Source organism: Nocardia sp. NPDC059764 (assembly GCF_042732555.1).
Taxonomy (GTDB): Bacteria; Actinomycetota; Actinomycetes; order Mycobacteriales; family Mycobacteriaceae; genus Nocardia.
Genome location: NZ_JBHWHH010000226.1, coordinates 1 through 10032 on the forward strand (window position 1 = coordinate 1; position 10032 = coordinate 10032).

At 68.5% G+C, this 10032-nt stretch carries 11 protein-coding genes; 4 read left to right on the top strand and 7 right to left on the bottom strand.

Annotation, left to right across the window (positions count from 1 at the left end):
* Positions 1 to 56: 56 nt before the first annotated feature.
* The 6 genes from ACFV4K_RS32105 to ACFV4K_RS32130 are packed head-to-tail and all read right to left on the bottom strand — an operon-like array spanning position 57 to position 4943.
* A complete protein-coding gene (locus ACFV4K_RS32105) occupies positions 57 to 797 on the bottom strand; it encodes a DsbA family protein (RefSeq protein ID WP_379279982.1) in 741 nt (246 codons plus the stop codon).
* Between the two features lie 44 nt (positions 798 to 841).
* Entirely contained in the window at positions 842 to 2062 is a 1221-nt protein-coding gene (locus tag ACFV4K_RS32110; protein WP_379279983.1) for an MFS transporter, read from the bottom strand.
* Positions 2063 to 2111: 49 nt separating this feature from the next.
* The gene (pgm, locus tag ACFV4K_RS32115) at positions 2112 to 3752 is read right to left on the bottom strand and encodes a phosphoglucomutase (alpha-D-glucose-1,6-bisphosphate-dependent) (RefSeq protein ID WP_379279985.1); all 1641 of its coding nucleotides are present in this window, start codon (positions 3750 to 3752) and stop codon (positions 2112 to 2114) included.
* Positions 3753 to 3799: 47 nt separating this feature from the next.
* Positions 3800 to 4162, bottom strand: coding sequence for a fluoride efflux transporter CrcB (gene crcB / locus ACFV4K_RS32120; RefSeq protein WP_357086534.1), 363 nt, complete (start codon positions 4160 to 4162; stop codon positions 3800 to 3802).
* On the bottom strand, positions 4159 to 4518 hold the full coding sequence (locus ACFV4K_RS32125; RefSeq protein ID WP_379279986.1) for a DUF190 domain-containing protein: 360 nt from the start codon (positions 4516 to 4518) through the stop codon (positions 4159 to 4161). Before ACFV4K_RS32125 ends, crcB begins: the two co-directional genes overlap by 4 nt.
* Positions 4515 to 4943 carry a fluoride efflux transporter FluC gene (locus tag ACFV4K_RS32130; RefSeq protein ID WP_379279988.1) on the bottom strand — a complete coding sequence of 143 codons (429 nt, stop codon included), beginning with the start codon at positions 4941 to 4943 and terminating at the stop codon, positions 4515 to 4517. Before ACFV4K_RS32130 ends, ACFV4K_RS32125 begins: the two co-directional genes overlap by 4 nt.
* A 130-nt stretch (positions 4944 to 5073) precedes the next feature.
* Between ACFV4K_RS32130 and ACFV4K_RS32135 the strand changes: the two genes are divergently transcribed.
* Positions 5074 to 5727, top strand: a complete 654-nt coding sequence (locus ACFV4K_RS32135; RefSeq protein WP_379279990.1) for a hypothetical protein — start codon at positions 5074 to 5076, stop codon at positions 5725 to 5727.
* A 92-nt stretch (positions 5728 to 5819) separates the two neighbouring features.
* On the opposite strand, the gene ACFV4K_RS32140 is transcribed toward ACFV4K_RS32135, so the two are convergent.
* A complete protein-coding gene (locus tag ACFV4K_RS32140; RefSeq protein WP_379279991.1) occupies positions 5820 to 7328 on the bottom strand; it encodes an MFS transporter in 1509 nt (502 codons plus the stop codon).
* 117 nt (positions 7329 to 7445) lie between these two features.
* On the opposite strand from ACFV4K_RS32140, the gene ACFV4K_RS32145 reads away from it, so the two are divergent.
* From ACFV4K_RS32145 to ACFV4K_RS32155, 3 genes are all read left to right on the top strand, one after another.
* Positions 7446 to 8120 (top strand): TetR/AcrR family transcriptional regulator, encoded by a 675-nt coding sequence (locus tag ACFV4K_RS32145; protein ID WP_379279992.1) that lies wholly within the window; start codon positions 7446 to 7448, stop codon positions 8118 to 8120.
* A gap of 33 nt (positions 8121 to 8153) precedes the next feature.
* Positions 8154 to 9452 (top strand): D-arabinono-1,4-lactone oxidase, encoded by a 1299-nt coding sequence (locus ACFV4K_RS32150; RefSeq protein ID WP_379279994.1) that lies wholly within the window; start codon positions 8154 to 8156, stop codon positions 9450 to 9452.
* 180 nt (positions 9453 to 9632) lie between these two features.
* A complete protein-coding gene (locus tag ACFV4K_RS32155; protein ID WP_379279995.1) occupies positions 9633 to 10016 on the top strand; it encodes a hypothetical protein in 384 nt (127 codons plus the stop codon).
* Positions 10017 to 10032 lie beyond the last annotated feature (16 nt).

Here is a 10032-nt window from a genome sequence, read left to right on the forward strand (position 1 = left end):
CGCAGGAGTCGACCGCCCGGCCTGAATCGGTTGTTCGAAGACCGCTGTTCCGCAGCCTATTTCGCGGCGCTGAGCACCCAGTCCGCGTTGCCGCGGTCGACCTTCTTGCCGTCGAGGAAGACCGACGGGGTGGCGGCAGGACCGTTCAGGGCGTCGCCGAGTGCCTTCAGGGCGGCGGTGGCGTGGGCCCGGGCGGTGTCGGCGCGGTCGCCGGAGGTGATGCACTTGGCGACGGAGTCGCTCGCGCCCGCTTCCTTGGCGATGGCGGCGAGTTCCTTGTTGTCGTGGTCGGAGCCGCCCTCGGAGGGCTGCTTCGTGGTGAAGAGCAGCTCGTGGAACTTGGCGTACACGGGGCCGTTCCCGTCCTGCGCGACGCATTCGTTGGCGGCGACGGCGCGGGTGGAGTAGTCCTTGCTGCCCGAGCGCGAGTCGAGGAAGTTCACCAGCCGGTACCGCACCGCGAGCTTGCCCTCGTCGACCTGCTGGGCGATCTCCTGGCCGTTGACCTTCTCCAGCTGGCCGCACGCCGGGCACAGCGGATCCTCGTAGACGTCAAGGGTTTTCGCCACCTTGGGCTTCCCCAGCACGATGGCCCCGTCGGAGTCCAGCGCCACCTCCACGGCCGGATCGTGCGCCGACCCGTACCCGTCGTTGCGCACCGCGTCCCCGCCACCGCGGTTCCACTGGAACACCGCGAACACGATCAGCACGATCACCACCACCGCCACCCCGGCCAGCGCATAGGTGGTCTTGCTCGAGACCGGCTGCGGCGTGTGCTTCGAAGTCGGATTGCTCACCCGCACCACTCTGCCCGACACCCCTACCCCACCGATACCCACCCCTAGCGGTCGACGGCGAGCGCGGCTTCCTTGCGGCGCAGGGTCTCGGGCACGACCAGCCAGACCGCGGAGGCGGAGGCGAGGAGCACGCCGGTGACGCCGAGCGCCACACCGTAGGAGACGCGGTCGGCGAGCAGGCCGATGGCGTAGGGGCCGAGGAAGGTGCCGAGGTCGGCGGACATCTGGTAGCCCGCGAGGACCGGGCCGCCACGGCGTCCGGGGCCGATGATGTCGGCGACCGCCGCCTGCAGGGCGGGCGTGAACATTCCTGATCCGATGCCCGCGAGGGCGGAGGCGGCGAGGAGCCAGGGCAGGGTCGAGGCGAGGCCGATGCCCGCTGTGCCTACGGCGCAGATCGAGGTGCCCGCGATGAGGAAGGGCCTGCGGCCCAGGGTGTCCGACCAGCGGCCCGAGAGGAACAGGACCGAGGCGTTGCCGAGGGCGAAAGCCGTGAGGGCTACGCCCGCCAGGGCGGCGTCCTGTTTCAGGACCTCCACGACGATCAGCGGGACCAAGGCCATCCGGACGCCGAAGACGGCGGCGCCGTTGCCGAAGTTCGTCCACAGGGTGGCGCGATAGGCGGGACGGGCGACCGCTTCGCGGAAGGACATGGTGGGCGCGCCGTCGGTCTTCTCCGGCAGAGCGAGAGGGGAATCGCGGAGGGCCACATAGACGATGAGGCTGGCGATCAGCAGGGCGACGCAGTAGATCAGGAAGGGGGCGCGCAGGCCCAGGAAGGACAGGGCGCCGCCGACCAGCGGGCCGCTGATGGAGCCGATGAGGAAGCTGGTGGAGTAGACGCCGGAGACGCGGCCGCGTTCGGCGGGCGGGGACATGCGGATCACCAGGCCCAGGGAGGACACCGTGAACATGGTGGATCCGATGCCGCCCAGGGAACGCAGAACCAGGAGCTGCCAATAGCTTTGCGCGAGGGCGCACGCGCCGGTGGAGACCGCCACGATGAGCAGGCCGGTCAAGTAGACCGGGCGCTCGCCCAGTTTCTGCAGCAGCCGCCCGGCCATGGGGGCGAAAATCAAGCGCATCAACGCGAACGCGCTCACGATGAACGAGGCCGACGCCACGCCGACGTCGAAGCTCCGCGCGAACTGCGGCAGGGCCGGTGCGACCAAACCGAATCCGATGGCGATGGTGAAGGCCGAGCCCACCAGCACCCAGATCTCCACGGGTAGCCGCCGCCGCGTCTCCAGCACCGATTCACTCACCGACCGCACACACCGATCCACTCATTCCGATATCCGGCCGAACGCCGTACTACTCACCGGACAACGCGTGTCCGACGATCTCCTCCGCGGCCGCCTGCACCTGTACGAGGTGCTCGGGGCCCTCGAAGGATTCGGCGTAGATCTTGTACTTGTCCTCGGTTCCGGAGGGCCGGGCCGCGAACCACGCGTTCTCCGTGGTGATCTTGAGCCCGCCCAGGGCCGCGCCATTGCCGCGGGCACGGGTCTGGATGCCGGTGATGGGTTCGCCGGCGATTTCGGTCGCGGTGATCATGTCCGGCGTCAACGCCGCGAGGCGGGTCTTCTGTTCCGCGGTGGCGGTGGCGTCGACGCGGGCGTAGGCGGGTGAGCCGTAGCGCTTCTCGAGTTCGGCGTAGCGGGTGGACGGGCTCTGCCCGGTGACAGCGGTGATCTCCGCGGCCAGCAGGGCCAGCAGGATACCGTCCTTGTCGGTGGTCCAGACGGTGCCGTCCATGCGCAGGAACGAGGCGCCCGCGGACTCCTCGCCGCCGAAAGCGAGGCTGCCGCTGAACAATCCGGGCACGAACCACTTGAACCCGACCGGCACCTCGTACACGTCGCGCCCCAGCACCCCGACCACCCGGTCGATCATGGAGGACGTCACCACCGTTTTGCCGATCTTGGTCAGCGCGTCCCAGCCCATCCGGTTGGCGATCATGTACTCGATCGCCACCGCCAGGTAGTGGTTCGGATTCATCAGTCCCGCATCGGGAGTCACGATTCCGTGCCGGTCCGCGTCCGCGTCATTGCCGGTCGAAATATCGTAATCGTCGCGAATCGCCACCAGTGAGGCCATGGCGTAGCGCGAGGACGGATCCATCCGGATCCGCCCGTCGGAGTCCAACGTCATGAACCGCCACGTCGGGTCGACGAACGGGTTCACCACCTCGAGCTCGAGGTCGTAGCGCTGGCCGATCTCCTCCCAGTAGTCCACGGAGGCGCCGCCCATGGGGTCCGCGCCCAGCCGAATCCCGGCACCGCGAATGGCGTCCAGATTCAGCACGTTGGGCAGGTCCGAGATGTAGCGGTCCAGATAGTCGTAGCGTTCCACGTTGGTGGCCAGCGCGTGCGCCAGCGAGGTGCGCCTGACCTCGGAGAGCCCGGTGCGCAGCAGCTCGTTGGCGCGGGCGGCGATGGCGTCGGTGGCGATGGTGTCGGCGGGGCCGCCGTGCGGCGGGTTGTATTTGAAGCCGCCGTCGCGGGGCGGATTGTGCGAGGGCGTCACCACGATGCCGTCGGCCTGATGCCGGGTGCCGCCCCGGTTGTGGCGCAGCACGGCGTGGCTCAAAGCCGGTGTGGGCGTGTACCTGTCGCGGGCGTCGATGACCGCGGTGACATCGTTGGCGGCGAGCACCTCCAGGGCGGTGGTCCAGGCGGGCTCGGACAGCGCGTGCGTGTCCCGCGCCAGGTACACCGGCCCGGTGATGCCGCGCGAGGCCCGGTATTCCACGATGGCCTGCGTGATGGCCAGGATGTGCGCCTCGTTGAACGCGCAGTCCAGGCTGGATCCGCGATGCCCGGAGGTGCCGAAGGAGACCAGCTGCGCGGGATCGGCCGGATCCGGGATGCGGCTGTAGTAGGCGGTCACCAGGTGCGCGATGTCCTCGAGGTCCGTGGCCCGCGCCGGTCGTCCGGCTCGATCGTGGGCCATGCTCGCACCTCCCTTCCGTATCGCCTGCGCCCGGCTGGTCATGAGGATCACGGCCGTACCCACTGCCCGAGTTGGACACCGAGGTAGGCCGCGGCCAGGCTCGCGCCGACGCCGATCACGACGTTCGCCACCGCATAGCTGTAAGCGCCCTCCTCGGCCAATCGAACCGTTTCGTATCCGAAGGTACTGAACGTGGTCAGTGCGCCGCAGAAGCCCGTTCCCGCGGCTGCGAAGAGCCAATGGTTTGCTCCCGCACCGATCAACGCGCCCAGCAACGCCGAACCGCCCATGTTCACCGTCAGTGTGCCCAGGGGGAGAACACTATCGAATCGAAGGGCCAACGCGCGATCCACCAGATATCGGGCGGGCGCACCGAGCAGCGCGCCGAGGATCACCGCCAGCGCGGTCACCGCCGCACCCTGTCGAAGACGTCGACGGGCGAGAGTGCGACAGTCAGTGAATCCAGCAGGTCCGCATTCGTTTCCACGAAAGAACGCAACCGGTCGGTGTCATCGACGATCATCACCATCACCGGCAGCCGCTCGGCCAGATCGAGCAGTCGGGTGGTGTGGATCTGGGAGGACACCCCGTACCCCTCGACGCCGCGCCACACGCTCGCCCCGGCCAATCCGGCATCCCGGGCACGCCGCACGATCTCGTGATAGCGGGGCCGATGCCGATAGGTGTCGTCCTCGCCGAGCAGCACCGTCAGCCGCGACGCCGGTATCCACCGCCGGACCGTGTCGGTGTCGGACTCCGTGCTCATCGTCCTGCCCCCAATCGTCGCGCCGTTCCCGATATCCATCGTGTCGCACCCACGCCCAGCACGACCGCGATCAGCCCGGTCACCACCGTCCCCCCGAGGTAGCCGAGCCCGTAGCCGATTCGGCCCGATTCGAGCAGTGTACGAACTTCCCCGGCGTATGTGGACATGGTGGTGAATCCGCCCAGCACACCGACCCCGAGGAACGGCCGTAACAGCCGGTGCGCCGCCCAGATCTCGGTGATGCAGACCATGAGTACCCCGATGAGCAAGCAACCGATCACGTTGACCGCCAAGGTGTGCCAGGGGATCGGACCGCGCTGCGGCAGCAGGACGCCCACCCCGTAGCGCACCTCCGCCCCGATCGCGCCGCCCAGGGCGATGACGCCGAGCAGGGCGACGTCGACGCCCACGGTGTTCGCCGCCATCACCCTCCCTTCGATGTGCCTGGCCCAATCGCCGCTGTCTGGCGTGTTGCTGAGCCCGAACAGCAGCCCGGAACTGCGAGGATAGTGCGGCTTGCCCGGAGTTGTCCCATCGGCCTCGAGGAGAGCCAAGTTGGCGGTGCGCCAGTCGATCGGAAAGATGCTGGTTCAGAGCTTCGGAATCGCCACGGTCCTGGTGGCCGTCATGGCGGCCGCGCCCGCGGCGCACGCCGGGGCGATTTTCCCCGTCCCAGATCCGGACGGATTCTACTACGCCGCAGGGAATCTCGACGCCGCCCAGAACGGTGACGTGCTGAACTCCCGCCAGGTGCCCGCCCATCCGTTCCCCGGGGCGACGGTGTGGCAGATCCTGTTCCGCTCCACCAATTCCACCGGCGCGCCCATCGCCGCGGTGACCACGCTGATCTCCCCCGGCCCCGGGCCGCGCCCGCTGCTGTCGTATCAGCCGTTCGTGAAGGTGGCCGCGGGCATGGAACGCGAGTACCCCGGCGAGATGCAGCTCGACAGCTCACTCACGCCGTACGGCTACTGGATGCGTGACCGGATCGCCAATTCCTGTGTGGACGACATCATTTCGGTCGGCGCCAACCACAGCATCGGCGAGGTCTTCACCCGGGGCCAGGAGAACGACCCGGCGCTGATCCGCACCATGCACGAGAACGCGCTCGAGATCGTGCCCGAGCTGATCCGTCAGCCGCTCTACGAATGGCACGGCGGCAACGACCAGGTGCCGCTGGATCTGGCCCCGCCCTCCAACTGCCGCTGATCGCGGTAAGCAAGGAAAACGAAGCGGCCCCGCTCGGATCGGCGAGCGGGGCCGCTTTCATGGTTGGACCACGATGTCCAGGGGTTCGGATCTCAGTGCGCGAGAACGGGTTCGCCCTCGGCGGGGACCGGTACCTTGTTCGGCATGATCAGCCCGGTGACCACCGCGCCGACCACGAAGATCGCGGCGGCCCACCAGAAGGTGGTGGTGTAGCTCTGCACGGCCGCCTCGGCCAGCACCCGCGGCGACGGCGGAACGTGCCCGGCCACATAGTCGTTGAACGAGGTCGCGGCCAGCGTGCTGAGCAGCGCGGTGCCGATCGAGCCGCCCACCTGCTGGCTGGTGTTCACCATGGCCGAGGCGACGCCGGCGTCGGCGTGCTCCACGCCCGCGGTCGCGCCGCTGAAGGCGGTGGACATCGCCATACCCAGGCCCAGGCCCATCAGCAGCAGGCTCGGCAGGATGTGGCTCGCGTAGCCGGTGTCCACGCCGATGCGGGTCAGCAGCGCCATTCCCAGTGTGGCGAGCAGGAATCCGGTCACCACGGTCACCTTCGGGCCCACCCGCGGAATGAGCAGCGCGGGCACGGTGGTGGAGGCGGCGACCATGCCCGCGACCATCGGCAGGAACGCGACGCCGGTGCGGATCGGCGAGTACCCCAGCTGCTGCTGCATGTAGTAGGTGAGGAACAGGAACATGGCGAACATGCCGATGCCGATGGTGAACACGGCGACGTAGGACGCGCCACGGGTGCGGTCCAGCACCACGCGCAGCGGCAGCAGCGGGTGCGCGACGCGCTGTTCCAGCCACACGAACACGCCCAGCAGCGCGACGCCGCCGATCAGGAAGGCCAGGGTGACGCCATTGGTCCAGCCGTCGGATTCGGCGTGCGAGAAGCCGTAGACGATGCCGAACAGCGCGGCGGTCACCGTCACCGTGCCGGGCAGGTCGAGCTTGGGACGGGTGGTGGCGGTGTGCTTGGCCAGCAGCACGATCGCGCCGACCAGCGCGACGGCCGCGAAGACCAGGTTCACGTACATCACCCAGCGCCACGAGGCCCATTCGGTGAGCGCGCCGCCCAGCAGCAGGCCGAGCGCGCCGCCCGCGCCGGCGATGGCGCCGAAGATGCCGAATGCCTTTGCGCGCTCGGCGGGTTCGGTGAAGGTGACGGTCAGCAGCGAGAGCGCGGCGGGCGCGAGCAGCGCGGCGAACACGCCCTGCGCGACGCGGGAGCCGACCAGCACCTCGAAGTTGCCGGCCGCGCCGCCGACCGCGGAGGCGACCGCGAAGCCGATCAGACCGGTGATGAAGGTGGTGCGACGGCCGAACAGGTCGGAGAGCCGTCCGCCGAGCAGCAGCAGCGAGCCGAAGGCCAGCGCATAGCCGGTGATGACCCACTGCCGGTCGCCGTTGGAGAAGCCGAGGTCGGCCTGCGCGTGCGGGAGCGCGATGTTCACGACGGTCGCGTCGAGCACGACCATCAACTGGGCGACGCCGAGCACGGCGAGCACCCACCAGCGCAGGGCGTGCGATCCGCGCCGCCCTGCCTTGTCCCCGGTCGCAGCCGGGGCTGTGACGTCTTTCTCGAGCGCTGTAGTCATGGTTGGTGTCCTCGTCCCCTAAACTTAGTGGAGAAACCATCTCCGCTTGCCGATCAAGCTACCAGCTAAACGGAGATACCTCCTCCGGATAATCCCGATTGCTGATAGGATTAGCCTGTGAATCACGTCACCACCGCGCCCCCACCTCGGCGTCTGCGCGCGGACGCCGCCCGCAATCAGCAGCGCATCATCGCGGCCGCCCGCGAGCTGTTCGCCGATCGCGGGCTGGACGTCACCCTCGACGATGTGGCCGAGCGGGCGGGCGTCGGCGTCGGCACGGTCTACCGCCGCTTCGCCAACAAGCAGGAGCTCATCTCCGAGGTCTTCGAGCAGATGGTCACCGAACTGGCCGAGGCCGTGAACGTGGCGCTGCACCACCCGGATCCCTGGACGGGCCTGACCGACCTGTTCGAGTACTCCTGCCGGCACATCGCCGCCAACCGGGGCTTCAGCGAGGTGCTCCTCGAACTGCACGACAGCATGGACCGCTTCGTGTGCATGAAGGATCAGATCCGGCCCGGCATGCAGGCGGTCATCGCACGCGCCAAGGACGCGGGCGTGTTGCAGCCCGACATCGAACCGGCCGATTTCTTCGCCATGGTGAATATGGTCGACGGCATCGCGGGCTTCGCGCGGCCGGTCAATCCCGAAGTGTGGGAGCGCTACATGGCGGTGATTCTCAATGGCGTGCGCGGCGACAGCGTGCCTCGCCTGCCGCTCACGCAGCCTCCGCTGTCCGAGGACGAGGTCGAGCGAGCGAAGGCGGCCGCCTTCAACCCGCGCAAACGGTAGCGCGCATCACACTGGCGGTTTAAAGTTGGTCGCATGACCAACTCTTGGGTGAACTGGGCCGGGGATCAGAGCTGTACCCCGGCGTCCATCGCCGAACCGAGCTCGCCCGAGGACGTCGCGGCAGTACTCGCTCAGGCCGAAGCGAACGGCCACACCGTCCGGGTCGCCGGGTCCGGACATTCCTTCACCGAGACCGTGCTCACCGACGGCACGCTCATGCGGCTGAACCAGCTCGACAAGATCCTGCACGTGGACCGCGCCACCGGCCTGGTCCGCGTCGAGGCCGGCATCACCCTCAACGCCGCCAGCAACGCGCTGCACCCGCTGGGCCTGGCCTTCCCCAATCTCGGCGACATCGACGTGCAGTCGATCGCCGGCGCCACCGCGACCGGTACCCACGGGACCGGATCCAAGCTGCAGAACCTCTCCGCCGCACTGCATTCGGTGGAGCTCATGCTGGCCGACGGCAGCCGGGTCGAACTCAACGAGCAGACCGACCCCGACGGCTGGCGCGCCGCGCGCGTGAATGTCGGCGCGCTGGGCGTGGTCACGGCCGTGACCCTGCAGATGGTGCCGTCGTTCGTGCTCGAGGGCGTCGAGCGGCCGGTCCCGGTCGAGGACGTACTGGCCGATCTGGACACGTACGTCGAGGGCAACGAGCACTTCGAGTTCTACATGTTCGCGCACAGCCCGCTGGCCATGACCAAGCGCAACAATCGGGTCGACCTGGCCGAGCAACCGCGCGGCAAGGCGGTCGACTGGTTCTCCGACATCCTCATGACCAACTACACCTTCGACGCGCTGTGCAAACTCACCCGGTGGCGCCCGAGCCTGATCCCGATGGTCCAGCGCAGCGCCGCCTACGCGGGCAGCTACCGCCGCCAGGTCGAACGCTCCTACAAGGTCTTCGCCAGCCCCCGGCTGTTCCGCTTCACCGAGATGGAATACGCCATCCCGCGCGAGCATTCGATCGACGCCATCCGCGAGATCAAGGAGGTGGCCAAGCATTTCGACACCCCGATGCCGATCGAGGTGCGCTGGGTCGCCCCCGACGACGCCTTCCTGTCCCCCGCCGGCGGCCGCGAGACCTGCTACATCGCGGTGCACCAGTACGAGGGCATGAACTACGAGCCGTACTTCCGCGCCTGCGAACGCGTTTTCGACCGCTACAACGGCCGCCCGCACTGGGGCAAGCGACACTTCCAGACCGCCGAGACGCTGCGTGAGCGCTACCCGGAGTGGGACCGCTTCGCCGAGGTGCGCCGCCGTTTCGACCCCAAGGGCCGGTTCACCAACGCCTACATCGAACGCGTCCTGGGCCCGGTGAACTGAGTACGCCCCAGCCTCGAACAAACCGACTAGTATCAATTGCTGAAAGATCGCCGCTCTTCCGGGCGTGACCACCCACGTAGGAGGTTCCGATGAGTGCTTTCAGCGACGGCAACGAGGCGGGCGGCTTGACCGACAAGGTCAAGGAGATGCCCGACCGCGGATCGAAATAGGGGTCCGATCATGCCGACCGACGACGATCTCGGCGACGGCGCGTCGAAGTTCGAGGACGCGACCGAACGCCTGGCAGACGACCTGCGCACCACCGCCGACGACCTGACCACCGATCTCGGCGTCACCGCCGCCGACCTGCGCGAGCGGGCCGGGGCGGCGACCGGGCAGCTGGCCGAACGCGCCAGCGGCGCCGCCGCCGAACTGGCCGAACGAGCTCAGACCGCGGCCGCCGACCTCGCCGACATGGCGAAGTCCTTCGCCGACAAGATCACCCCCGAGGACTTCCAGGCCACCCTCGAACAGGTGCGGGCCAATCTCGACCACGCCGCACAGGACGTGCTGGCCGCGGTCAACGAGATCGTCACCGCGCTGAAGAACAGGGCCGGAAAGTAGTTCAGCCCCCCGGTTC